The 23307-nt window shown below is 63.5% G+C and carries 20 protein-coding genes; 11 read left to right on the top strand and 9 right to left on the bottom strand.

From position 1 onward, the window contains the following. Positions 1-20: 20 nt before the first annotated feature. Together H0274_RS06830 and H0274_RS06825 are read right to left on the bottom strand one after the other, a co-directional pair. Positions 21-668, bottom strand: a complete 648-nt coding sequence (locus tag H0274_RS06830) for a DUF4328 domain-containing protein (protein WP_226794160.1) — start codon at positions 666-668, stop codon at positions 21-23. Between the two features lie 113 nt (positions 669-781). Then, entirely contained in the window at positions 782-1693 is a 912-nt protein-coding gene (locus H0274_RS06825) for an SDR family NAD(P)-dependent oxidoreductase (protein ID WP_226794159.1), read from the bottom strand. A gap of 273 nt (positions 1694-1966) precedes the next feature. On the opposite strand from H0274_RS06825, the gene H0274_RS06820 reads away from it, so the two are divergent. After that, positions 1967-3136, top strand: coding sequence for an OprO/OprP family phosphate-selective porin (locus H0274_RS06820; protein ID WP_226794158.1), 1170 nt, complete (start codon positions 1967-1969; stop codon positions 3134-3136). A 713-nt stretch (positions 3137-3849) separates the two neighbouring features. On the opposite strand, the gene H0274_RS06815 is transcribed toward H0274_RS06820, so the two are convergent. Next, a complete protein-coding gene (locus tag H0274_RS06815; RefSeq protein ID WP_226794157.1) occupies positions 3850-4515 on the bottom strand; it encodes an HAD-IA family hydrolase in 666 nt (221 codons plus the stop codon). A 61-nt stretch (positions 4516-4576) separates the two neighbouring features. Here H0274_RS06815 and glmU point away from each other — a divergent pair, with 61 nt between their 5' ends. From glmU to H0274_RS06800, 3 genes are all read left to right on the top strand, one after another. After that, positions 4577-5944: a bifunctional UDP-N-acetylglucosamine diphosphorylase/glucosamine-1-phosphate N-acetyltransferase GlmU gene (gene glmU / locus H0274_RS06810; RefSeq protein ID WP_226794156.1), complete on the top strand. Its 1368-nt coding sequence runs from the start codon at positions 4577-4579 to the stop codon at positions 5942-5944. A 533-nt stretch (positions 5945-6477) separates the two neighbouring features. Next, positions 6478-8313 carry a glutamine--fructose-6-phosphate transaminase (isomerizing) gene (gene glmS, locus H0274_RS06805; protein ID WP_226794155.1) on the top strand — a complete coding sequence of 612 codons (1836 nt, stop codon included), beginning with the start codon at positions 6478-6480 and terminating at the stop codon, positions 8311-8313. Between the two features lie 65 nt (positions 8314-8378). Continuing rightward, positions 8379-10724 carry a putative bifunctional diguanylate cyclase/phosphodiesterase gene (locus tag H0274_RS06800; RefSeq protein ID WP_226794154.1) on the top strand — a complete coding sequence of 782 codons (2346 nt, stop codon included), beginning with the start codon at positions 8379-8381 and terminating at the stop codon, positions 10722-10724. A gap of 227 nt (positions 10725-10951) precedes the next feature. Here the strand turns inward: H0274_RS06800 and purQ are convergent, their stop codons facing one another. The 4 genes from purQ to purC form a co-directional block, all read right to left on the bottom strand. Next, the gene (gene purQ, locus H0274_RS06795) at positions 10952-11629 is read right to left on the bottom strand and encodes a phosphoribosylformylglycinamidine synthase subunit PurQ (protein ID WP_226794153.1); all 678 of its coding nucleotides are present in this window, start codon (positions 11627-11629) and stop codon (positions 10952-10954) included. Continuing rightward, positions 11626-11862 carry a phosphoribosylformylglycinamidine synthase subunit PurS gene (gene purS, locus H0274_RS06790; RefSeq protein WP_226794152.1) on the bottom strand — a complete coding sequence of 79 codons (237 nt, stop codon included), beginning with the start codon at positions 11860-11862 and terminating at the stop codon, positions 11626-11628. Before purS ends, purQ begins: the two co-directional genes overlap by 4 nt. An 80-nt stretch (positions 11863-11942) precedes the next feature. Then, positions 11943-14822, bottom strand: a complete 2880-nt coding sequence (locus H0274_RS06785; RefSeq protein WP_226794151.1) for a M16 family metallopeptidase — start codon at positions 14820-14822, stop codon at positions 11943-11945. Positions 14823-15026: 204 nt separating this feature from the next. Beyond that, positions 15027-15827, bottom strand: coding sequence for a phosphoribosylaminoimidazolesuccinocarboxamide synthase (purC, locus tag H0274_RS06780; RefSeq protein WP_226794150.1), 801 nt, complete (start codon positions 15825-15827; stop codon positions 15027-15029). 170 nt (positions 15828-15997) lie between these two features. Between purC and H0274_RS06775 the strand changes: the two genes are divergently transcribed. From H0274_RS06775 to H0274_RS06750, 6 genes are all read left to right on the top strand, one after another. Then, entirely contained in the window at positions 15998-16408 is a 411-nt protein-coding gene (locus H0274_RS06775; protein WP_226794149.1) for a ketosteroid isomerase-related protein, read from the top strand. Next, entirely contained in the window at positions 16405-16992 is a 588-nt protein-coding gene (locus H0274_RS06770; protein ID WP_226794148.1) for a GNAT family N-acetyltransferase, read from the top strand. Before H0274_RS06775 ends, H0274_RS06770 begins: the two co-directional genes overlap by 4 nt. Beyond that, complete coding sequence (locus tag H0274_RS06765; protein ID WP_226794147.1) at positions 16989-17876, top strand: carbon-nitrogen hydrolase family protein; 888 nt, start codon at positions 16989-16991, stop codon at positions 17874-17876. Before H0274_RS06770 ends, H0274_RS06765 begins: the two co-directional genes overlap by 4 nt. A 108-nt stretch (positions 17877-17984) precedes the next feature. Next, entirely contained in the window at positions 17985-20261 is a 2277-nt protein-coding gene (locus H0274_RS06760; RefSeq protein WP_226794146.1) for a TonB-dependent receptor, read from the top strand. A gap of 97 nt (positions 20262-20358) precedes the next feature. Continuing rightward, positions 20359-20859, top strand: a complete 501-nt coding sequence (gene msrB / locus H0274_RS06755) for a peptide-methionine (R)-S-oxide reductase MsrB (RefSeq protein WP_226794145.1) — start codon at positions 20359-20361, stop codon at positions 20857-20859. Between the two features lie 26 nt (positions 20860-20885). Continuing rightward, a complete protein-coding gene (locus tag H0274_RS06750) occupies positions 20886-21113 on the top strand; it encodes a hypothetical protein (RefSeq protein WP_226794144.1) in 228 nt (75 codons plus the stop codon). Between the two features lie 46 nt (positions 21114-21159). Here the strand turns inward: H0274_RS06750 and H0274_RS06745 are convergent, their stop codons facing one another. Further along, positions 21160-21543, bottom strand: a complete 384-nt coding sequence (locus H0274_RS06745; RefSeq protein WP_226794143.1) for a winged helix-turn-helix transcriptional regulator — start codon at positions 21541-21543, stop codon at positions 21160-21162. Between the two features lie 109 nt (positions 21544-21652). Between H0274_RS06745 and H0274_RS06740 the strand changes: the two genes are divergently transcribed. After that, positions 21653-22396 carry an SDR family oxidoreductase gene (locus H0274_RS06740; RefSeq protein ID WP_226794142.1) on the top strand — a complete coding sequence of 248 codons (744 nt, stop codon included), beginning with the start codon at positions 21653-21655 and terminating at the stop codon, positions 22394-22396. Between the two features lie 3 nt (positions 22397-22399). On the opposite strand, the gene H0274_RS06735 is transcribed toward H0274_RS06740, so the two are convergent. After that, complete coding sequence (locus H0274_RS06735) at positions 22400-23236, bottom strand: NAD(P)-dependent oxidoreductase (RefSeq protein WP_226794141.1); 837 nt, start codon at positions 23234-23236, stop codon at positions 22400-22402. Between the last annotated feature and the right edge of the window lie 71 nt (positions 23237-23307).

The following is a 23307-nucleotide window of genomic DNA, read 5'->3' as shown; positions in this document are numbered from 1 at the left end:
ATCCCCCTCGCGCAATCGGGTCAGGCAAATGCTTCGTGAACTTGCAGGTGATTGCGTTGCCCGTCCATCACCTCCCTGACGATGGTCAGCAGGAGCCATGCGGATGCGGCGAGAAGCAGGGATGAGAACGCCCCGATCAGTGCGCCGACGGTTATGCTGCTTTCGCTGTTTACCGCACTCACGCGTGTTCCCACGGAACTCAGGATATTGCCGCCGATATAGCACGCCCACCATGTCGAAACCGTGGCGGGGCTCTCTCTGCCATAGGCATTGCTGGTGCCGTAGCTGGCATTCCACAACTCCTTCATGGCCTGGAACGGCTTGAACAGGTTCATGAAGGGCACGAAGAACCAGCCGACGGACCAGCCCGGAGAAAATTCCAGATCATATGCCCCGGCCAGTTCCAGATTGGCATGGGCGCGATATATCCACATGCCCACCGGGATCACGGAAATGAGGTAGACCAGTGTGGCGGCCAGATAGGTGAAGATGGCCAGCAGCGGTATCCCCGGCGGGGCGCCATCGAGAGTGATGATCCCGAAGCCTTCCAGCAATTCGCCCACCATAGCCGCAACGAACGTGGCCAGCGTTGCCCAGATCGCGATAGTGGTGATCTTCGTGCGGCGCTCAAGCAGCGCGAGCCCTTCGGCAAAAGACATCTCTGCCATCATACCCCCTGTGTTTCCCCACGGAGGGTATGATGCACTCCATTTACCTCCGCAACTTCCCTCAGGAGAGAGACGCATCCATTCTGGGGGGAAGAGCTGGCCCGGTCCGGCTATCAGCCCCCGGCAGCAGCCTTCTGGATCGCGGCCAGCACGCGCTGGGTCTGCTCCATGCCGGATACGGGCACGAAATCGCCCTCGCGGCTGGAGATCTGGTCCCAATGGGCGGCGAAGCCTTCCACGCTGCGTTCGCCTTCAGGCAGGATCACCGGCGTGTTCATCGTTACCCAGGCCGAGTGATAGCCGCCCGCACCGGCGCCCACGATCACATTGTTGGGCGCATCCTCGCTGACCAGGAAAAGCGCGGCGGGAACCACGTTTTCGGGCGCGAACATCGGGAAGATCTGTTCGGGAATGATGTCCTCGGTCATGCGCGTCGCGGCCAGCGGGGCGAGGGTGTTGACGCGGATATTGTACTTCGCGCCTTCCAGATGCAGCGTCTTGGCAAGGCCGGCGATGCCCAGCTTGGCCGCGCCATAATTGGCCTGGCCGAAATTGCCGAACAGGCCGGAAGAGCTGGCGGTCATCATCACTCGGCCGTAATTCTGCTCGCGCATCAGTTCCCAGCAGGCCTTGGTGGCATAGGCGGAGCCGAAGAGGTGGACCTTCACCACGAATTCGAAATCCGCCGGCTCCATCTTGGAAAAGCTCTTGTCGCGCAGGACGCCGGCATTGTTGATGAGGATATGGACGCCGCCCCACTTCTCCTTCGCCTTGGCGACCATCTCGGCCATCTGCTCATATTCTGTGACGGAGGCGCCGTTGGACATCGCCTCGCCGCCCGCGGCCTCGATTTCCTCGACAACTTTCAGCGCGGCATCCGAATGGCCAGTGCCGTCGCGCGCGCCGCCCAGATCGTTGACGACCACCTTGGCCCCGCGTTTCGCGAGTTCGAGCGCATAGGCGCGGCCGAGGCCTCCGCCCGCACCGGTAACAATGGCAACGCGACCTTCGAAGGAAATGGACATGGCAAGCTCTCCGAAAAAGGGCCGGCGGGCTCTCCCGAAGGGATGGGCGGGCGCCACGCCGCAGACAGAGGCGGGATGGCACGGCTTAGCGGGTGTTTCAACCACCCGCTTAAATAGCTGCGATGCCGTAGCGGAAGTATGATTGGAATATTGTCATACAAGAGTCTTAAAGTTGACCTAGTGGCGCAATCGAAATGTCATAAAGAGAATCGGATACCATAAAACGTGCGCTCTAACCTTCGATATTCCGCCATTTCGGCCCTTGCGTTCTGCGTGATTGGCGCGGTCGCGAATCCTTCCGCCGCTCTGGCTCAGGATGACAGCGAATGGTCGCTTCAGCCGCGCGGGCGGTTGCAGATCGATGCGGGCTGGGTCGATGCCTCGCCGGAAGTGAAAGAAGCGGCCGATGCGGTGACGCCGGGCGGACTGGATGCCGATGTGGAAGTGCGCCGCGCCTATCTCGGCGTTGACGGCAAGATGCCGGGCAATCTGGGCTTCCGCATCGAAGGGGAGTTTGCCGGGGCGATCGAGGGCAGCACCGTCACCTGGACCGATGTCTATCTCTATTGGGATGCGGCCAAGAACCTGCGCGTCACCCTGGGCAACCAGAAGCCGTTCTGGGGGCTGGAGGAAATGACCAGCGACCTGTTCCCCAGTTTTGCGGAACGGGCGGCCCTCAACACCGCTTTCGGCCATGAGCGCCGCACGGGCCTCAGCGCCACATACAGCACTGGCGATGTGCTGGTGCAGGGCGGGGCCTTTATTGACGATATCGACAGCGTGCTGGGCGGAAACGATCGCGGCCACAGCTTTGACGGCCGGGTGGTCTATGCGCCCAAACTCGGCGCCGGGCGCCTGCATCTGGGCGCCTCGGCCCATGTGCGCAGTTTCGACGATCCGGCCAGCCTGCGCTATTCGGTGCGGCCCTTCATTCACAATGCCGATACGAAATTCATCAATACCGGGTCGATCACCGGCTCTACCGGAGAGGTGGGCTATGGGCTGGAGGCGGCCTATGTGCAGGGCCCGTTCCATGTCGCGGCGGAAACCCGCTGGCAACATGTGAATCGCACTGCCGCTCTGGTGGAGCCGACCTTCTTCGGCGGCTATGTCGAGGCGGGCTATTTCATCACCAAGGGCGATACCCGGCCTTACAAGGGCGGCGTGTTCGAACGGGTGAAGCCCGCAAAACCGCTGGGCAAGGGCGGGATCGGCGCGGTGCAGCTGAACCTGCGCTACGATTATCTCGATCTGGTGGACGGGCCGATAAGAGGCGGCAAGCAGAACGGGTATGAAGTGTCGCTCGTCTGGACGCCAACGTCGCGTACGCGCTTCATCGCCAATTACGGGCGCATGGAATATGATCAGGCCGCCATCGCTGCGGCGGGCGATCGTTCCTATGGCGTGGACGCCTTCGGGGTGCGGGCGCAGTTCGATTTCTGAGGGTCGTGCGGGATCCCGCTATGCCTTCTGAGAAAGCTGGACCCCGGCACATGGCCGGGATGACGAGTGCATATGGCACTCCATCTTGACATTGAGAACCATTTGGGTTATATGGCCCAGCAGTGACGGGTTGCGGGGGCGGTAGCGCTTCGCTCCTCTCCCGCGCCGGGTCGGCGCTGTCTGCAGAGCCGGGCCAGATGGACAGAGTGGATGTCAACGCCCTGTCCGGCCCGCTGGACCAGCGCCCGCAACAGATGCGTGGCCGGATGATGTTTCGCCCCAGAGGAACATCTCCGCTCAAGGGAAGGCTCACTTGCGAGCCCTATGCCTTCCCCGCCATGCAGCTCAGGGCCGAGCAGACAAGTTTGCCGCGATACTTCGCCTGCCATTCGCATATCAAACAACGCGCAACAGCACCGCTCGCCAGAGCGGGCGCCTGACAGCACCGGCCCGGCCCCGTCCGTTCTCGGTTGTTCTCCCCCCGGCGTCAGCCCGCATTCGCCAGCGGAGGGATCGGTGTGTCCGGTTCATTTGTCATCCCGGGCTTGACCCGGGATCCCGCTTTTTGGCGCTCGCAGAGGCGCGAAGGCGCTGAGTTTTAGGTTCAGGGAACACTCCCTTCTATCGTCATTCCCGCGAAAGCCGGAATGACGAGATTGAAGTTGGCACTTCGTGCCCAGCACTCCCGGATCAATTCCGGGACGACAAAGATGTCAAAGCCCTGCCAGCGCCCCCAGCAATTCGTCGAAATGGCCGATCACCGCATCCGCGCCCAGTTCGGGCACCGGCATGTCGTGATAGCCGAAGCTCAGCGCCACGGCCGGCACGCCCGCGGCCTTGGCGGCGCGCACGTCGAAGGACGAATCGCCCACCATGGCGAAGCGGCCGCCGCCGCAGCGGGCCCGGGCTTCCAGCACCGTGTCGGGATGAGGCTTGGCTCGCGCCAGCGTGTCGCCGCCGATCACGCATTGGAAGCGGTCCAGCATGTCCAGTTCCTTCAGCAGCAGCAGCGACAGCGCCTCGGGCTTGTTGGTCACCACGGCAAGGCCCACGCCGAGGCCGGAGAGCCTGTCGAGCGCGGAGAGGCAGCCGGGATAGGGCCGCGAATGGACTGCGATATTGGCCGCGTAATGGCTGACCAGCCGGGGATAGAGATCCTCGAACTCAGCCTCGGGAAGGGGGCCGCCGGTCTGTTCCAGCGCGCGCTTCAGCATCAGGCGCGAACCGCCGCCGATCAGCGAATCGACACTTTCGGCAGGGACGGGCGGTCGGTCGATCAGGGCGAGCGCGTAATTCACCGCCACGCCGAGATCGCCTTGCGTATCTACCAGCGTGCCGTCGAGATCGAAGCCGATTGCGGAAAAAGGAACTGTGGTCATCGCGGTCTCCTGTGCCGCGCCCATATGGAAACCGCAACCAAATGGTGGCATTGCCCTTGCCATGAGTGATGCCAACCGTCCGATCGCCGCTATCGTGCTTGCCGCAGGCAAGGGTACGAGGATGAAGAGCGATACCCACAAGGTCCTCCACCCGATTGCCGGGAGGCCGATGATCGAGCACCTGCTCGCCTCGCTGGCCGAGCTGGCGCCGGAACGCACCGTGGTGGTGGTGGGCGATCTGCGCGATCAGTTGAAGCAGGCCCTCGGCGGCCGGGCGGAACTGGCCGTGCAGGATCCGCAGCTGGGCACCGGCCATGCCGTGCAGCAGGCCGAAGCCGCGCTGGGCGGTTTTCCCGGCGATGTGCTGATCCTTTATGGCGACGTGCCTTTCGTGCAGCCCGAAACCATGCGCGCCATGGTTGCCCGGTTGAATGAAGCGGATGCGCCCGCCGTGGTGGTGCTGGGGTTCGAGCCTGCCGATCCGCTGCAATATGGCCGGGTGATCGCCGAGGATGGCGCGATCCGGAAGATGGTGGAATTCAAGGACGCGAGCGAGGCGGAGCGGGCCGTGGGCCTGTGCAATTCCGGCCTGATGGCGGTGCGCGGGGAGGAATTGTTCGGCCTGCTCCACCGGGTGAAGAACGACAATGCGCAGCGCGAATATTACCTCCCCGACATCGTCAATCTCGCTCTGGCAGATGGTCGCCCCTGCGCCGTGGTGGTGGCGCAGGACGCGGATGAAGTGGCAGGCATCAACAGCCGCGCCGAACTGGCCGAGGCGGAAGCCCGCTGGCAGAAGCGCCGCCGCGCGCAGGCCATGGCGGACGGCGCCACGCTGACCGCGCCGGAAACGGTGTTCTTCAGCTGGGATACGCAGCTGGGCCGCGACGTGCTGGTGGAGCCCAATGTGATCTTCGGCCCCGGCGTCAAAGTGGCGGACAAGGCCCGCGTCCGCGCCTTCAGCCATCTGGAAGGCGCAACGCTGGCCAGTGGCACCGAAGTGGGCCCCTATGCCCGCCTGCGCCCCGGCGCGAAGGTGGAGGAAGGCGCCAAGGTCGGCAATTTCGTCGAGATGAAAAACGCCGTGCTGGGCCCCGGCGCCAAGGCCAATCATCTGACCTATCTGGGCGATGCGGAAGTGGGGGCGGGCGCCAATATCGGCGCGGGCACCATCACCTGCAATTACGATGGCTATTTCAAATACAAGACCGTGATCGGCCCGCGCGCCTTCATCGGTTCGAACTCCTCCCTGATCGCCCCGGTGAAGATCGGCGCCGACGCCATCGTCGCGGCGGGCAGCGCAGTGACGCGCGACGTGGCCGAGGGCGAATTGCGCATGGTCCGCGCCGAGCAGCTGGTAAAGCCCGGCTGGGCCGACCAGTTCCATGACGCGATGAAGAAGAAGAAGGCGGAGAAGTCCGGGAAGTGACTGCGCCAGATCACGTCGAGGCACGGAGGGCATCTTGCGGACCTGGAGGCAAGCTCGCCAATGTCTGGCGGCGTGGACAGATTTCGACCTGAATAATCGTCCGCTTCTGGTAAGCGGTTCTGCGGGCGGAGCGACGGGAATGTTGTGGGAAGCGGACCATCCTGACCCGTCATGCTGAACTTGTTTCAGCATCCATTTCTCCCCGCGAACTGCCGCTTAATCTGGTCAGATGGATCCTGAAACAAGTTCAGGATGACGATAGTGCAAACGTCCGCAATGTCGTCGTTTCCGGACAGGCAGCCTTCGGTGCGTTAGGGGGGCAGACGATATATGCAGCCTCTGCAATGGTGTCGTGATCGGACAGCCTGCTCGTAATCGCCTCGGCGCGTCTGCCGAACAACACACTGCAATTGGCAATGAAGACAAGCAAGGCGCTCTGCTCTAAGGGGCAGGCACAGCGTGGCGGGGCATCGAACCTTACTCCTGAAGTAATCGAAGCCGCCACACAGGCAATTTTTGGTCGGAAAAACTAGATGTGCGGAATTATCGGCATTGTCGGCAAGGAACAGGTCGCATCGCGGCTGGTCGATGGGCTTCGGCGGATGGAATATCGTGGGTATGATTCCGCGGGCGTCTGCACCGTGGATGGCGGGCAGCTGATCCGCCGCCGCGCGCCGGGCAAGCTGGTCAATCTGGTGGCGGAGCTGGAACGCGATCCTGCGCCCGGCCTGGTCGGCATCGCCCATACGCGCTGGGCCACTCATGGCGCGCCCACCACCAGCAATGCCCATCCGCACGCGACGGGCGAAGTGGCGCTGGTGCATAATGGCATTATCGAGAATTTCCGCCCCCTGCGCGAGGAAATGCAGGCGCGCGGTCGCCATTTCGAGAGCGAGACGGATACCGAAGTGGTGGCCCATCTCGTCTCCGAGAAGATCGAGGCAGGCATGGCCCCCGCTGCCGCGGTGAGCGAGGTTCTGCCCCGCCTGCGCGGCGCCTTTGCGCTGGCCATCGCTTTCCGCTCTCACCCCGAATTGCTGATCGGCGCGCGGCTCGGCTCGCCGCTGGTGGTCGGCTATGGCTCGGGCGAGAACGAGGGGGAAACCTATCTCGGCTCCGACGCGCTGGCGCTCGCCCCGCTGACGCAGCGCATCTCCTATCTGGAAGAAGGGGACTGGGTGGTCATCACGCGCGACGGCGCGCAGGTGTTCGACAAGGACAATAATCCGGTCGAGCGCGAGATTACCACGTCCGGGGCTTCCTCCATCGCCATCGAGAAGGGCAATTACCGCCACTTCATGCAGAAGGAGATCTTCGAGCAGCCGGTGGTCGTGGCACAGACATTGCGCAGCTATATCCGCCAGCTGGAACGGGGGGTGGCCCTGCCGCAGATCGATTTCGACCTTTCGGCGGTGAAGCGCGTTACCATCGTGGCCTGCGGTACTTCCTATTACGCTGGCATGGTCGCGAAATACTGGTTCGAGCGTTTTGCCCGCGTGCCGGTGGACATTGATGTGGCGAGCGAGTTCCGCTATCGCGATCCGGTGCTGGAAAAGGGCGGGCTGGCCCTGTTCATTTCCCAGAGCGGAGAGACGGCGGATACGCTGGCGGCGTTGCGCCATTGCAAGGCGGAAGGCCAGGTGATCGCGGTGGTGGTGAATGTCCCCACCAGTTCCATGGCGCGCGAGGCGGATCTGCTGCTGCCCACCCATGCCGGTCCGGAAATCGGCGTCGCTTCCACCAAGGCCTTCACTTGCCAGTTGGCGGTGCTGGCCGCGCTGGCCGCGCATCTGGCGGTGAAGAAGGGCCGGATGGACCGCGAGGAAGAGGCGGAAGTCGTCGGCCATCTGCTCGAAGCGCCCGCAAGCCTCAATGCCGCGCTGGCGCATGACGAGGAAATCGCCGCCATGGCGCATTTGATCGCGCCCGCGCGCGACGTGCTCTATCTCGGGCGCGGGCCGGATTATCCGCTGGCGATGGAAGGCGCGCTGAAGCTGAAGGAAATCAGCTATATCCACGCCGAAGGCTATGCCTCGGGCGAGATGAAGCATGGCCCCATCGCCCTGATCGACGAGGCAGTGCCGGTGATCGTGCTCGCTCCCTCGGGCCCCCTGTTCGAGAAGACCGTGTCCAACATGCAGGAAGTGCGCGCGCGGGGCGGCAAGATCGTGCTGATCTCCGACGCAAAGGGACTGGCCGAAGCGGGCGAGGGGTGCCTTGCCACGATCGAGATGCCCGAAGTGCATCCGCTGATCGCGCCGCTGGTCTATGCCGTGCCGGTGCAATTGCTGGCCTATCACGTTGCCGTGGCCAAGGGCACGGATGTGGACCAGCCGCGCAACCTCGCCAAATCCGTGACGGTGGAATAGGGATTCGACACAGGGCAAAGTTACAATTTACGCCCTGCTAACCATTCGCCCCTATTTCCGGATGCGTGACGGATACGCACTCGGACCTTCCGCAGCTTCCCCTGAAGCTGACGAACCTCGCCGTAATCGGCGTCAGCCAGCCCCATGAGGGTAGCTGGGCAAGGCTGCGCGCGCTGCAATATTCGCGGCTTGAGGCGCTGTCTCTCTCGCGTTTCCTGGCTCATGCGATTGCGCTGATGCTCACGCTCAGCATCTTTGCGCGCACGGTTCCGCCGCCGATGCTGGCGGGCTGGGTGCTGGTGCTGGTGGCGGTGCTGTGGAATGCGAGCCGGGTGGATGACGGCCTGCGCGATGTGGATCGCCGGGCCATGACCCGCCACGAATATGTCTTCCATGTGCTCAGTGCCGCGCTGGTCGCGATAGTCTGGGCGGCGCCCTATTTCCTGTTCGAGCCCGTGGGCGCGATGGAGCATCGGCTGGCCTTCTGGGCCATTACCGCCATGCTCATCACCGGCTCCACGCTGGCTTTCGCGGCCACCCCGATGGCGACGCTGATCTTCGCGGGCATCACTTGCGGGGCGGCGATCACCAGTTTCATAACCAATGGCGCCTATGATTATGCGGCCATGGCGGCTTCCTTCTGCGGGCTGGCCATGGGCGGCGCGATCCGGGGCGCGCGGACTTATCTTTCGGCACGCATTGCGGAGGCAGGCGTCGCCGAAAAGAGCGAGGTCGTATCCCTGCTGCTGCGCGAATTCGAGGATAGCGATGCGGACTGGCTGTGGCAGATCGATACGGCCCGCCGCGTCCGCTCCGCCAGTTCGCGCTTCGTCTATGCGCTGGGCAAGGAGCTGGACCAGATCGAGGGCAAGAGCTTCGTCCAGCTGATCGCGGGATCGGCCTGGGAAAGTGGCCAGTTCCCGCCCAGCCTGCACGATTTGGCCGAGCGGCTGAAGCGGCGCGAGAGCTTCTCCAACCTGCTGGTGCAGGTCAGCATCGCCAATGGCAAACGCTGGTGGGAGCTTTCGGGCACGCCCATGATCGACGAGAACGGGACGTTCCATGGTTTCCGCGGCGTAGGCTCCGACGTGACCGAGCAGCGCGAGAGCGACGAGAAGATCGCCTATCTCGCGCGGTACGATACGCTGACCGGTCTGCCCAACCGCCTGATGTTGACCGAGGCACTGGGCGAAGCACTGCGCTATGCCGAACAATGGCGCACGCGCTGCGCCTTCCTGATGATCGACCTCGATCGCTTCAAGGCCGTGAACGATTCGCTGGGTCATCAGGTGGGGGACCAGCTGCTTGCGCAGGTCTCCGCCCGCCTAAAGGGCCTGATGAGCGAGAACGAGCTGGTCGGCCGGCTGGGCGGCGATGAATTCGCCATCGTGATCCGTGACGCATCGGATCGGGATCGGGTGGAAAAGGTCGCGACTGCGGTGATCGATCACCTCTCGCTGCCCTACGATGTGGATCACCACACGCTTTACGTCGGGGCCAGTGTCGGCTCCGCCCTTGGCCCGCGCGATGGGCAGACGGTGGAAACGCTGATGCGCAATGCCGACCTCGCCCTCTATCGCGCCAAGGACGAGGGGGGCTCGGTCCATTGGTCTTACGAGCCTTCGCTCCATGCCGATGCCGAAGAGCGCCGCCAGCTGGAATTCGCGCTGCGCCAGGCGCTGGATCGCGGCGAGCTTTACCTCCAGTTCCAGCCGGTAGTGGATTCGCGCAGCGAAACCATTGTCAGCTTCGAGGCCCTGCTGCGCTGGAACAGTGCGGAACATGGCTTCATCAGTCCGGCCAAGTTCATCCCGCTGGCGGAGGATACCCGCCTGATCCTGCCCATCGGCGACTGGGTGCTGCGCGAAGCCTGCCGCGAGGCGCTCAACTGGCCGGGCCATGTGCGCGTGGCAGTCAATGTCTCGGGCGAACAATTGCTCGATCCGGAATTTGCCGACCGGGTGGTTGCCGCGCTTTCCACCACTGGCCTGCCGGCACACCGGCTGGAGATCGAAGTGACCGAGAGCATCTTTGTGCGCGACGCGGGCACTGCCCGGGCGACGCTCGAAAAGATCATGGCGCTGGGCTGCTCCGTGGCGCTGGACGATTTCGGCACCGGCTATTCCTCGCTTGGCTATCTGCGCACGCTGCGCTTCTCCACCATCAAGGTCGATCGCAGCTTCGTGCAGGGCGCGGCGAAGAACAATGTGGAGAGCCTGGCGATCATCCGCGCGGTAGTGGCGATGGCGCAGAGCCTCGACATGGCAACCACGGCCGAAGGTGTGGAAACCGCCGCGGAAGCCGCGATGATCCGCGAACTGGGCTGCACGAAGATCCAGGGCTATTATTTCGGTCGCCCCATGGATGCCGTGGATGCACTGGCCCTGTTCCGCAGAGGCGCAGCGGCCTGATTTCTTTCCACACACGCATCCGCGCGTGCGAATTCCTCGCCCCTGCGGGGCTGCGTGCGGCCTTTCGGCCTTGCGGTCCGCTATCGCGGACCGAGCATCGGGCTACACTAATTCGGAAACCGAACCGGGCTGCGTCCAGCAGCCCGCAAGCGCGAATGCGCGCCGCGCCTTATGGCGCGGAAGCCAAGGGGCCGGATGGCCCCGCCGGCGCTTGAGGCCGAATTAAATTAAGCTTCCACCAGGCTCCGGATCGCGCTTTCGAACAGGGCGCGGCCATCGCTGCTGCCCAGTGCCTCTTCAATGGCGCGTTCGGGGTGGGGCATCATGCCCAGCACATTGCCTGCCTCGTTCAGCACGCCGGCAATGTCGCGGGCCGAGCCGTTGACCGTTTCGGCATAGCGGAAGGCCACGCGGCCTTCGCCTTCCAGCCTGTCCAGCGTGGCATCGTCGGCAAAGTAATTGCCGTCATGATGGGCCACGGGAATGTTCAGGATCTGCCCGGCCGAATAGCCTGCGGTGAACAGCGACTGGCTGTTTTCCACCTTCAGCTTCACATTGCGGCAGATGAAGTGCTGGCTGGCATTGCGCATCAGGGCGCCGGGCAGAAGGCCTGCCTCGGTCAGCACCTGGAAGCCGTTGCACACGCCCAGAACCGGAACGCCGCGCCGGGCGGCTTCGATCACCGATTGCATCACCGTGCTGCGGGCGGCCATCGCGCCGGAGCGCAGGTAATCGCCATAGGAAAAGCCGCCGGGCAGGGCGATGAAGTCCAGATTGGCGGGCAGCTCGGCATCGCCGTGCCACACGCGGATCGCCGGAACGCCGGAAACGGCCTCCAGCGCGACGGCCATGTCACGGTCGCAATTGGAGCCCGGAAAGGTGACTACCGCGCCCCGGAAGCTCATGCCGTCACCCGTTCGATGCGGTAATTTTCGATTACCATATTGGCCAGCAGCTGCTTGCACATGGCGTCCAGCGCTTCGTCGCTCACGCTGTCATCCACGTCCAGTTCGATTTCGCGGCCGGCGCGGACATCGTTCACGCCTTCAAAGCCAAGGCCTTCGAGGGCATGGTGGATCGCACGGCCCTGCGGATCGAGCACGCCGGGCTTGAGGCTGACATGGATCCGGACTTTCATGGACAACGCCTTTCGCAAATGCGGCTGGGGAGACTCGCGCGCCCTATGGCCCCATGGCGCGTTTTCCGCAAGCCGGTGCTTCATTCCTTCCCGGCGGACTGCGCCTTGCGGGGCAGGGCGACTACCTGCAGGGCCTGTGCGGGATCGAGATATTTCATGGCCAGTTCCTGCAGATCCTTCGCCGTCAGGCTTTCCAGCAGAGCCCTTGCATTGAGGAAGCGGTCAATCCGCTCAGGCTCCGACTGTGCCCGGTCGGCCAGTCCCAGCCAGCCATTGTTGGTCTTCAGCGCATTGTCGATATTCTCGATCAGCGGGCGGCGGGCGCGCAGCAGCGTATCGTCATCCACCGGCGTGGCGCGCAGTGCGGCGATGGTAGTGTCGATGGCCTTGCGGACCACTTCCAGATCGGCGGGATCGATGGGCGCGGCGATGTCGAACGTGCCATAGCCGGTGTAGAAGCGGGACTGGCCGGCACTGACGGAAGGGGAATAGGTGCTGCCGAGCTTCTCCCGCAATTCCTCGGTCAGCTCGATCTTCACTACGGCGTCCAGCAGGCCGAGCGCGGCGCTTTCCTTCGGATCGCTGTCGTCGCGGGTGGGCCAGGTGAAACGGATCATCGCCTGATCGGCGGCGCCATCGTGCCACACCTGCCGCAGGCTGCGATCAGAGGTGAAACCGCGCTGGCGGTTTTCCGCATAGGGGAGGAAGTCATCCTCCCGCCGGGGCAGCGCGCCCAATGTGCGGGCAACCATGGCGATGGCCTGATCCTCGTCGAAATCGCCCACCAGCGCCAGTTCGATCGCACCATGGGCCAGCCGGTCCCCGATGTCGGCCTTGAGCCTGTCGTAATCGAGCGCGGCGTAATCCGCCTCCTGACCGATGGTGAAGCGGGGGTCGCCATCGGAGATGATCCCCCCCAGTGCATTGCCCAGAGCGGCGGCGGGCGTAGCATTACGGCTGGCGAAGAAATCGCGCACGCTGCGGCGATAGCGTTCTTCCCCCTGCGAGCGATAGCCGGGGTCGGAAATGCTGGCGGCGAGCAACTGCAATTGCAGTTCCAGATCGCGTGTGGTGGTGGTGCCCTGCATCTGGAAGGTTTCGCCGTCGCTGTTGATGCCCAGCCCCACGCTCTTGCCCGCCATGATCGATTGCAGATCGTCATAGGAATGACGCCCGAGCCCGCCCAGCGGCAGGCTGGTGATCATAGCCGTGGCGAGCGGATTTTCGCGCGTATTGAGCATGTCCCCGCCGTCGAGGTTCAGCTCGAAACTCACCCGGTCCTTCTTCAGGTCCGTGCGCTTGAGATTGAGCCGCAGGCCATTGGCGAAGCGCAATTCGCGAATGCCGACGCGCGGATCGAGCTTGTCCGACAGCACCGTGCCGGGCGTGCCGAAATCCGTGTAGGCAAAGCTGCCCGCATCGGCATCTGTCCGTGCTTCCACCGGCGCGGTAGCGGCCTCGTTCCAGGCAGCGCGCAGCGCGGCGGCCCCGCCTTCGGGTTCGGCGCGGCCCTGAAAACGCAGCATCGGATTGTCGAGCGGCACAGCCTCCGCCTGCATCGCAGCCAGCACCGCTTCGGGCGTGATGCCGGGCAGGGCGGCCTCGAACCGGGCGAGCCCGCTTTGCGGCGTGGTCGGCACCAGCCGGTCGCGCAGCAGGCTTATGGCAGCTTCCGTGAAGGTGGAATTGTAGCGCGTGTCCGCCGTCGCCACGGTGTTTTCCAGACCGGTGCGGATATTGGCGATCTGTTCCGCCAGCTCCGCATCGGAAAAGCCATAGGTAAGCGCGCGGCGATATTCCTCGACGGCTGCCGTCAGCCCCTTGCGCCATTCACCATCGGCGGTGACCACGGCAAGGCTGGTGGTGCGGGCGGCTTCGAACACGTCGCTGGTGCCGAAATAGGCATCGCGAAACGGGGGCGTTTCGCTGTTGGCCAGCCGATCCAGCCGGCGATTGACGATGGCATAACCGATCTGGCGCAGCAGATTGTTCAGGCGGTTTTCCACATTGTCGGATTCGTCCAGCCAGGGGCCGTTACGGCTGGCGGTAACGTTTTCCGGCAAAGCGGGATCGATGAAAATGTCGGTCTGCCCGGCCAGCGCGGGATTAACGGGCCCGGCATCGACGCGCTGCGGCGCCTCGGGGGCGGCGGCCCAATCCGAAAAGCGCGCCTTGATCTCGCGCTCCACCAGATCGGGATCGAAATCGCCCACCACGATTATGGCGGAATTCTGCGGCGTATAGATTCGCTTGTAGAGTTCGTGCAGGCGGGCCGTGGTGGCGGCCTGGATGGTCTCGGCCGTGCCGATGGGCAGGCGCTTCACGAAGCGGGCATCGGGGTACTGGAAGGCGATCCGGTCCACCAGATTGCGCAGGGCATAGGTATCGCGCACGCGCTTCTCGGAAAGGATCACGCCCTTTTCATGGTCGATCGCGTCCTGGTCGAACGTCACTTCGCTCGCCGTCTCGCGCATCAGCATCAGGGCCGTGCCCAGAAGAGTGGGATCGTTGCGCGGTAGATCCAGCTTGTAGAGCGTGACGTCGTAATTGGTGGAGGCATTGGTATCGGCGCCGAAGGCCAGCCCCTCACGCTCCAGCAGCTTGTACATTTCATTGCCGGGCACGTTGGTGGAGCCGTTGAAGGCCATGTGCTCGATGAAATGGGCATAGCCCAGTTCATTGTCATTTTCGGCCAGCGATCCGGCATCCACCACCAGCCGCACCTCGCCAGTGCCGGAGGGCGTGGCGTTGTGGCGGATGATGTAGCGCATGCCGTTGGGCAACACGCCGAAGCGATAGGCCGTATCGACCGGCAGGTCGCTGTTCTCGAAAGCCCAGAGCGGCTTTGCTGCTTCAGCCGAAGCGGCGGCCTGCTGCGCGGCGTCAAGGGCCGGGTTGGCATAGGCGGGAAGGGCAGCGGTTAAGGATAGGGCGGCGATTGCCGTAAGAACTGAACGCATCACACTCCCGTCGCTCCGCTCAAGTCGGAGTAAGCCAGCTTATTGTCCGGCTACGGCGGGGAACCGCCATGCCCTGTCTGGCTCCCTGCGTAACAGGGGAAACGCGGATGTGAAGTCACATCGCTGAATGATGCGTGAAAGGGTGCAGGCGAAAGACAGTCCGCCAAACAAAAACCCCCTCCGGTGTGGGAGGGGGCTTTGTTTTTACTTCTTCGGCTTTTCCGTCTTTCCGCGCAGCTTGCGGTGGGCGGAAAGGTCGAACACTTCGCCGGGGGAGCCATCGTCCTGCAGCAGGCCGAGGCGGCGGGCGACTTCCTGATAGGCTTCTTCTTCGCCGCCGAGGTCACGGCGGAAGCGGTCCTTGTCCAGCTTTTCGCCGGTCGCCATGTCCCACAGGCGGCTGCCGTCGGGGCTGATTTCGTCGGCCAGGATCACGCGGCTGTAATCCCCGTCCCAGATGCGGCCGAATTCCAGCTTGAAGTCGATCAGGCGGATATTGATCGCCGCGAACATGCCGCACATGAAATCATTGATGCGGATGGCCATGGCGGAGATGTCCTGCATCTCCTCATTGCTTGCCCAGTTGAAGCAGGCGATATGCTCTTCAGCAACCATCGGGTCGCCCAGCGCATCGTCCTTGTAATAATATTCGATCAGCGTGTGGGGCAGCGGTTCGCCCTCTTCCATGCCGAGGCGCTTGCAGATGGAGCCGGCGGCGACATTGCGCACCACCACTTCGATCGGAATGATTTCCACTTGCCGCACCAGCTGTTCGCGCATGTTCAGGCGGCGGATGAAGTGGGTGGGAATGCCGATATGCGAAAGGCGGGTGAACACATGTTCGCTGATGCGATTGTTGATCACGCCCTTGCCGTTGATCGTGCCGCGCTTTTCCGCGTTGAATGCGGTTGCATCGTCCTTGAAGTACTGGATCAGCGTGCCCGGTTCGGGGCCTTCGTAAAGGATCTTGGCCTTGCCTTCGTAGATCTGGCGGCGACGGGTCATCTTGGTCCTCGGCTAAAATAGCAAGCCCCGGCACTAGCGAGTCGGTCTGGACTGCCTGGCCGGGGCGATTGGTTCCCTATACGCTCACCGCACCGAAAAGCAATTGTCCGATCCCGGCGGATTGCCTAACTGCGCGGGGAGCTTATCCGCGACCTTACAGGGAGAATTTCATGGCCCGCGCCGAGGCACTGACGCTGCTGGAAACCTATTATGCCGCGTTCAATTCCGGCGATGGCGAGGGGATGCTCGCCTGCCTGTCGGATGATGTGGCACATGACATCAATCAGGGCGCCCGGCAGCAGGGCAAGGAGGCCTTCCGCGCCTTCCTCGCTCATATGGATCGCTGCTACGCCGAAAAGCTGACCGACATCGCGATCATGGCGAATGACGAAGGCACGCGAGCAGCGGCCGAATTCATCGTGCATGGCGAATATCTGGCGACGGACGAGGGCCTGCCCGAGGCGGCGGGCCAGAAATACGTCCTGCCCGCCGGGGCTTTCTTCGAGATTTCGGGCGGACTGATTTCGCGCGTCACCGTCTATTACAATCTGGAGGACTGGATCAGGCAGGTGGGCGGATGAGCGTTGCCGTCCGTCCCCTGGCGGGCGAGGAAATCGCCGCTTGTCTCAAGGATCTGGCCGCTTTGCGCATCGCGGTCTTCGCGGCCTTTCCTTATCTTTACGATGGGGACGAGGAATATGAGGCGGACTATCTGAAAGAATTCGCCGCCGCGCCCGACGCTGTGCTGGTCGCCGCTTTCGATGGCGACCGGGTGATCGGGGCGGCCACGGCTTCGCCCATGTGGGCGCAGAAGGCGGAGTTCCGGCAGGTGTTCGAGGATAAGGGTATCGACACGGCGGGGCTGTTCTATTTCGGGGAGAGTGTGCTGCTGCCGGAATATCGCGGCCATGGCATTGGCCATGCCTTTTTCGATTATCGGGAAGCAGCGGCAAGGGCCGCAGGCGCCGATCGGGCCTGCTTTGCTGCCGTTATCCGGGCGGATGACCACCCGGCGCGGCCCGAAGGCTACAGCCCGCTCGACCCCTTCTGGCGCAAGCGCGGCTATTCGCCCGTGGAAGGCATGGTGACGCAACTCGCCTGGAAGGAACATGGAGAACAGGACGAGAGCCTGAAGCCCATGCAATATTGGATGCGCAGCCTGTGAGCTTTACTGTCGCCGCTGCCCAATATCCGATCGACCGGCTGGATAGCTGGGACGCCTATGTTGCCAAGGTGACGGGCTGGGTCAGGGAGGCCGCCGGAACGGGGGCCTCGCTCGCGGTGTTTCCCGAATATGGGGCGATGGAACTGGCCTCGCTGGAGGAGGCGACGATGGGCGATCTGGACGGGTCGCTGCGTTTCGTCGCCTCGCTGGCACCACAGGTCGATGCGCTCCACGCCGAACTGGCGCGGCAGTTCGGGCTCCATATTCTGGCGGCCAGCATACCCGTGCTGCGCGATGGCCAATATCGCAATGCCGCGTGTCTGTTCACCCCCGGCGGGGCGGTGGGGGTGCAGGAAAAGCTGGTGATGACCCGGTTTGAACGTGAGCATTGGGGCGTCCATTCCGGCGGCCCGCTGCGCCTGTTCGAGACGGAGCTGGGTCGGCTCGGCATTCTGATCTGCTATGACAGCGAATTTCCCCTGCTGGGCCGCGCGCTGGTGGAAGCCGGGGCCGATTTGATCCTGGTGCCGAGCTGCACCGATACGCTGGCCGGTTACAACCGGGTGCGGATCGGGGCGATGGCGCGGGCGCTGGAAGGGCAGTGCTACACAGTGCAGGCCCCGACGGTGGGCATGGCGCAATGGTCTCCCGCAGTGGATGAAAATCGTGGCATGGCCGGGATTTATGGCCCGCCCGACCTGGGCTTTCCAGATGACGGCGTGCTGGCCAGCGGCACTCTCGATGCCGCGCAATGGGTGATCGCCGAGATCGATCCGGAGCGTGTGGCAAGGGTTCGCCAGTCTGGCGCGGTGTTCAACATGGCGCATTGGGCAGAGCAGCCCGGTGCGGCAGAATTGCCACCAGTCGAGCGGGTTTTTCTCTAAAGAACCGAGGTTTCCGTAGCGTCAATTGACAGGGTGGCGCGGTGCCGCCAGAGGGGCGCGCGAAACGCCCGGCCGCAATTTGGGCCGGTTGCGTGGGAGAAAAGAACAATGTCGCAGCCGCGCAATCCGGGTGCTGTTTCCGCCCTCGCCATAGCCGCTTTCCTTGTGCTTCCCGCTACGGCTTACGCCGAAGAGGCCATTGCGCCCGAGGCAGAGCGGAGCGTTATCATCGTTTCCGCCAAGGAGCCGGGGGCCGCTCAGCTGGATTATGCCGGCAGCGTTGTGGCGATCGACAAGGCCGCGCTGGATGACCGCAAGGTGCAGGATCTCTCCACCCTCAGCTATGCCAGCCCCAATGTCTCGCTGGACCCTATCGGCACGTTCAAGGGCGTGGCGAATTTCGCCATCAGAGGGTTGGGCATCAATAGCTCGATCCCTTCGATCGATCCGGCGGTGGGGCTGTTCGTGGACGGCGTCTATACGGGGATCAACGCGGGCAGCGTGTTCGACATGCTGGATGTGGAACAGGTGGACGTGCTGCGCGGCCCGCAGGGCGTGGCCTTCGGGCGTAACACCACGGGCGGGGCAGTGCTGGTCACTACCGCCGATCCCAGCTGGGAATGGGAAGGCCATCTGCGCATGGCCGTGGAAGGCCCGGTAGATGCAGGGCGGGGCGATCCGCTGATCACCGCGCGGGCGGTCGTGTCGGGTCCGCTTTCCGACCAGATCGCGATCCGGCTCGCCGCGCTGCACACCAGTGACGGCGGCTATTTCAGGAACCTCTACGATGGCGGCGATCTGGGCGAGGAGGAGACTACCGTGCTGCGCGGCGGCCTTGCCCTGCGCCCCGCGGAACGCCTGACGCTGACGATCAAGGGCGAATGGACCAAAAGCACGGGGCAGGGCGCAGTCGGCCATAATAACGGCCAGCACCCCCGCGACAGCTTCGACGTTTCGCTGGACGAGCCGGGCTTCTACCGCAGCGAGGGCGGATCGATCACCGCACGCGGCGAATATGAGCTGGGCCGGGGCAAGCTGACCAATATCTTCGGCTGGCGCAAATATGATCTTTCCACCCGCAACGACATCGATTCTTCGCCCGTCCACCTGTTCCATTCGGACACCGGGACGAACCAGGAGCAATGGTCGAACGAACTCTATTATGCCGCGGATTATGGCGCGCTGACGATCACTACGGGTGCCTATATCTTCCATCAGGATGTGGGTTACGATGAAGGGCGTGACCTCACGGGGATGGGGCAGGCAATCAAATCCTATGGCGGCGGGCGGCAGGCGCATGACGTTTACGGGATTTATGGGCAGGCCGATTACGCACTGACGTCCGATCTGACGCTCACCGCCGGGCTGCGCTGGTCGCGCGAGGAAAAGAGCGCGGCGATCACCTATGTCCGCCCGCGCGATGAATGCTCGGCCATTGAAGCAACCTGCCCCACCAGCGGGCAGCGCGTTGCGGGCGAGAATAACGGCTTTACCGACAAGCGCGCCTGGAACAGCCTCTCGCCCCGCGTGGCGCTGGCCTACAAGCCTTCGGAGGAGAGCACTCTTTACGCCAGCTGGACGCGCGGTTTCCGTTCCGGCGGCTACAATTTGCGCATCACGCAACCCGCCGCCTTCGAGCAGATCGCTGCCGAACTCGGCTCGCCTGCCTTCGACGAAGAACAGGTCGACAGCTATGAGGCAGGGGCGAAGTGGCAATCTGCCAATGGTGTCGCCCGCCTCAGCGCCGCACTGTTCTGGACCGACATCGGCGGGTTGCAGCGCGAAGTGAACGTGCCCAGCCTGACCTCGGGCCTTGCCCAATCGGTTTACAACACCGCTGACGCACGCATTCGTGGGGGCGAGGTAGAGGCTCAGCTGGCCCCCGCCACCGGGCTGACCCTGTCCGCCAATGTCGGCTATACCGATGCGGAATATCGCCGGATCTATTTCGATCTCAATTCGGACAATGTGATCGACGCGGCCGACCTCGATCTGGCCCTGCCGCGCGCGCCCAAATGGACCTGGGGCGGCAGTGCGCGTTATGAAGTGGGCGTGGGCGGCCTCGGCACGCTGGTGGCCAACGCCTTCTTCCAGCACCGTTCCGCCTATGCCTATACGGACAACAACTGGGGCTATAATTCCGCCTCCGACCGGCTGGATGCCAGCCTGGCGCTGAAGCTGGCGGATTCAGGGCTGACCCTGACGCTCTATGGCCGCAATCTGCTGGATGAAGTGCAGTTCGGTGGCGATACACAGCTGGGCTTTGCTGGCGGCACCTATTCGGACGGCAATAACCGCCCCTTCGATCCGCATCCGGCTGCGGGCACGTTCTCCCCTATCTTCAAGGGCCGGGTACTAGGGCTGGAACTGGCGGCGGATTTCTGATTGCCCGTCGGGGCAAGTGGACAGGCCTGCCGGGCTGAGGCACATATCGGCTTTCCCGCGAGAGGGCCCGGTACATGCTTCTGCCCGGTATTCCGCAATGACGCGCCGCGAACTGATCGGCATGGCAAGCGTGGGCGTGATCGCAGCCGCGATTGCCACCCGCTTCGCCTTGTCGCAGGGCGAAACCGAGCCCTCTCCGGGCAATTTCCCTGTCCGTCACAGCGAGGGCGAATGGCGTTCGATGCTGAGCGCGGAAGCCTATCGGGTCCTGCGGGAGGGCGCGACGGAGGCGCCCTATAGCAGCGCCTTGCTGAAGGAGCAGCGCCGGGGGATTTTCTCCTGCGCCGGATGCGCCAGTCCTTTGTTCGCCTCTGAAACGAAATATGACAGCCGCACCGGCTGGCCGAGTTTCTGGGACGTATTGCCGGGAGCGATTGTCGAACGTGCCGACCACAAGCTCGGAATGGTTCGGACCGAAGTTCTCTGCAAGACCTGCGGCGGCCATCTCGGCCATGTCTTCAAGGACGGGCCGCAGCCCACCGGCTTGCGCTATTGCATGAACGGCGTCGCGCTGAGCTTCACGCCGCAAGCGGCATAAAAGACAGAACGGGAGGAGCGATTATCATGGGTGAACTTTTCAACGGCGCAGGGCGAGCCATCAGCACGATCATGGGGCTGCTCATGGTCGCGATGGGATGCGTCTGGATTCTGCAGGGTTTCAATATCGCCTTCCTCAACAGCTTCATGGCGGGCGATCCGCAATGGGCGCTGTGGGGCGTGTTGCTCGCATTGGCCGGCCTGATCCAGACCGTGTGGGCCAATACGCGTGCCGCTTATTACAAGCGCCGCTGACAAAGGGGCGAGGCGCTCTCCAGCGCCGAGGCAATTGCAAGGGTTACTACCGCGCGTCGAATGCGGCGCGCGCTGCCTCCACCTTGCCGATGTTCGTTTCGGCCCAGGTCCATACGCCGCAAAAGGCATAGCTCAGCGAGTGGCCGAGCTCCGTCAGTCTATATTCAACCTTGGGCGGGATGACGGGGTGGACGGTCCGCTTCACAAGCCCGTCCCGCTCCATCTGGCGCAGGGTCTGGGTCAGCATCTTCTGGCTGATCCCTTCCACCTTGCGGCCGATCTCGGTGAAGCGCAGTTCGCCGTTATCTTCCAGGATTTCGAGGATCAGCAGCGTCCATTTGTCGGCTACGCGACCGATCATGTCATGCACCAGCCTTTCCAGTGCCGGGTCGATCTCGGTCGTTTCGGCTGGTTGGGGGTGCTCGCTCATCCGCTAAAATCCTTACGCTCTCTTTTGGGTAAGTATAAATCTTTCCGGTGCCTTCTTTCAAATGGAGAGTTCGGGCGTAACTCTGCCTCTCAACAGAAGGAGGCATTTCATGAAACTCACAGGCAACACCATTCTCGTCACCGGCGGCGGCTCGGGCATCGGGCAGGGGCTGGCGCGGAAATTCCATGATCTGGGCAACACCGTAATTGTCGCCGGGCGCAGGGCGTCGGCTCTGGCGGAGACAGTTGCCGGGCGCGAGAACATGCATCGGCTGGAACTCGACGTGGCCGATCCGGCATCGGTTGCCGCCGCGCTGGAGATGCTGGCGCGCGATTATCCGCGGCTCAACATGCTGATCCATTCCGCCGGGATCATGACCCATGACGAATTGGGCGATGTCGATACGGCGGCGCGCATCATCGACACCAATCTGATGGGCACGATCCGCGTGGTGGAGGGCCTGATCCCGCAGCTGGAAGGCAAGGAGAATGCGACGATCTGCACCGTATCGTCAGGCCTTGCCTTCATTCCGCTGCCTTCCACCCCCGCTTACAGCGCCAGCAAGGCGGCGGTGCATTCCTACACCGTTTCGCTGCGCCACAGGCTGAAGGGCAAGGCGGAAGTGATCGAGATTGCGCCGCCCGCGGTGCAGACCGGCCTGACGCCCGGCCAGGAAAGCCGGGCAGGCTTCATGCCGCTGGCCGATTACCTCGACGAGACGATGGAGAACTTTGCCAAGGTTCCCACTCCGCAAGAAAACCTCGTCGGCAACGTCCTGCCGCTGCGCAATGCCGAGCGGGATGGCAAGATTGAGGAGATGCTGGCGATGTTTGAATCGCTCGGCATCCTCTGATCTCTACCGGGCGAGGAGCGCCTTGATGGCCTCAAGCTCCTCGCCTGCCTCGTAGGCGCGGGCGCGGTCGGTGAAGAAATCGCCGAGCCCGTGCCAGATGGCGGCGGCTGGCGCATCGTCTGGAGCGAGAAAACCGGCAATCTCGTGCATCTCAGCATCCCAGCGATAGGCGCGCGGATACATGGTGGGGATGGCGCCGCGCTGGCGGCCCATCAGCCATTCCATGCTGATGCCCATTTCCTTGAGCAGATCCTCATCCGCGCCATGGCGCTGCGCGGCCAGCAGCATGGCGGTGACAAGGCCCATCACGCCCTTGTTGATCCCTCCATAGCACATCTTGAGCGCGGAGGCGGCGCCCAGCGGTCCGTCCAGCACCCGCGTATCGAGGCCGAAGGGGTTGATCGTGGCGGCGACCTGAGCTGCCCCGTTGCCGCAGACATAGAGGCGCGGCCCATCATAATTTTCTGCCGGGGGGAAGCCGATGATCGCGCCATCCACCATCCGCCCGCCCAATTCCTTCACTCGCGCGGCCATGCGGTGCTTGGTTTCGGGGCTCAGCGCATTGGCGTCGCAGAACAAAGGCACATTGGCCTGCGCGAAGACTGGGGCGAGGGTTTCGACAACGACTTCCGCCTGTGCGGGGGGAACAATGGAGAGGATCAGATCGGCGCTGGCGATCTCGTCCAGCGTCGCCTCCGTCATTCCCGCAGCCGAGGCCCGCTCGCGCGTGGCAGCACTGCGGCCTTCCAGCAGGGTAGGGACAATGCAGCCATTGTCATGAAGGCGGCGGGCCACGCCGGACCCCATGGCCCCGGCACCGATGATCGCGATTTTTGTCATAGGCAAACTCCCTAGCCAATCCGGAGCGGGAGTCACTACCGCGCCAAAGAATGATCGGTTAGGTTCGGCCC

Source organism: Fulverythrobacter ferritrahens (assembly GCF_020539485.1).
Lineage (GTDB): Bacteria > Pseudomonadota > Alphaproteobacteria > Sphingomonadales > Sphingomonadaceae > Andeanibacterium > Andeanibacterium ferritrahens.
The sequence above is the reverse complement of the archived record's forward strand: the minus strand, read 5'-3'. Positions and strand labels throughout refer to the sequence as shown.

What these genes read in the sequence shown, in the direction of transcription:
- H0274_RS06830 (WP_226794160.1), bottom strand. Translation starts at nt 668, where the DNA reads ATGGCAGAGATGTCTTTTGCCGAAGGGCTCGCGCTGCTTGAGCGCCGC.
- H0274_RS06825 (WP_226794159.1), bottom strand. Translation starts at nt 1,693, where the DNA reads ATGTCCATTTCCTTCGAAGGTCGCGTTGCCATTGTTACCGGTGCGGGC.
- H0274_RS06815 (WP_226794157.1), bottom strand. Translation starts at nt 4,515, where the DNA reads ATGACCACAGTTCCTTTTTCCGCAATCGGCTTCGATCTCGACGGCACG.
- glmU (WP_226794156.1), top strand. Translation starts at nt 4,577, where the DNA reads ATGAGTGATGCCAACCGTCCGATCGCCGCTATCGTGCTTGCCGCAGGC.
- glmS (WP_226794155.1), top strand. Translation starts at nt 6,478, where the DNA reads ATGTGCGGAATTATCGGCATTGTCGGCAAGGAACAGGTCGCATCGCGG.
- purQ (WP_226794153.1), bottom strand. Translation starts at nt 11,629, where the DNA reads ATGAGCTTCCGGGGCGCGGTAGTCACCTTTCCGGGCTCCAATTGCGAC.
- purS (WP_226794152.1), bottom strand. Translation starts at nt 11,862, where the DNA reads ATGAAAGTCCGGATCCATGTCAGCCTCAAGCCCGGCGTGCTCGATCCG.
- H0274_RS06785 (WP_226794151.1), bottom strand. Translation starts at nt 14,822, where the DNA reads ATGCGTTCAGTTCTTACGGCAATCGCCGCCCTATCCTTAACCGCTGCC.
- purC (WP_226794150.1), bottom strand. Translation starts at nt 15,827, where the DNA reads ATGACCCGTCGCCGCCAGATCTACGAAGGCAAGGCCAAGATCCTTTAC.
- H0274_RS06775 (WP_226794149.1), top strand. Translation starts at nt 15,998, where the DNA reads ATGGCCCGCGCCGAGGCACTGACGCTGCTGGAAACCTATTATGCCGCG.
- H0274_RS06770 (WP_226794148.1), top strand. Translation starts at nt 16,405, where the DNA reads ATGAGCGTTGCCGTCCGTCCCCTGGCGGGCGAGGAAATCGCCGCTTGT.
- H0274_RS06760 (WP_226794146.1), top strand. Translation starts at nt 17,985, where the DNA reads ATGTCGCAGCCGCGCAATCCGGGTGCTGTTTCCGCCCTCGCCATAGCC.
- msrB (WP_226794145.1), top strand. Translation starts at nt 20,359, where the DNA reads ATGACGCGCCGCGAACTGATCGGCATGGCAAGCGTGGGCGTGATCGCA.
- H0274_RS06750 (WP_226794144.1), top strand. Translation starts at nt 20,886, where the DNA reads ATGGGTGAACTTTTCAACGGCGCAGGGCGAGCCATCAGCACGATCATG.
- H0274_RS06745 (WP_226794143.1), bottom strand. Translation starts at nt 21,543, where the DNA reads ATGAGCGAGCACCCCCAACCAGCCGAAACGACCGAGATCGACCCGGCA.
- H0274_RS06740 (WP_226794142.1), top strand. Translation starts at nt 21,653, where the DNA reads ATGAAACTCACAGGCAACACCATTCTCGTCACCGGCGGCGGCTCGGGC.
- H0274_RS06735 (WP_226794141.1), bottom strand. Translation starts at nt 23,236, where the DNA reads ATGACAAAAATCGCGATCATCGGTGCCGGGGCCATGGGGTCCGGCGTG.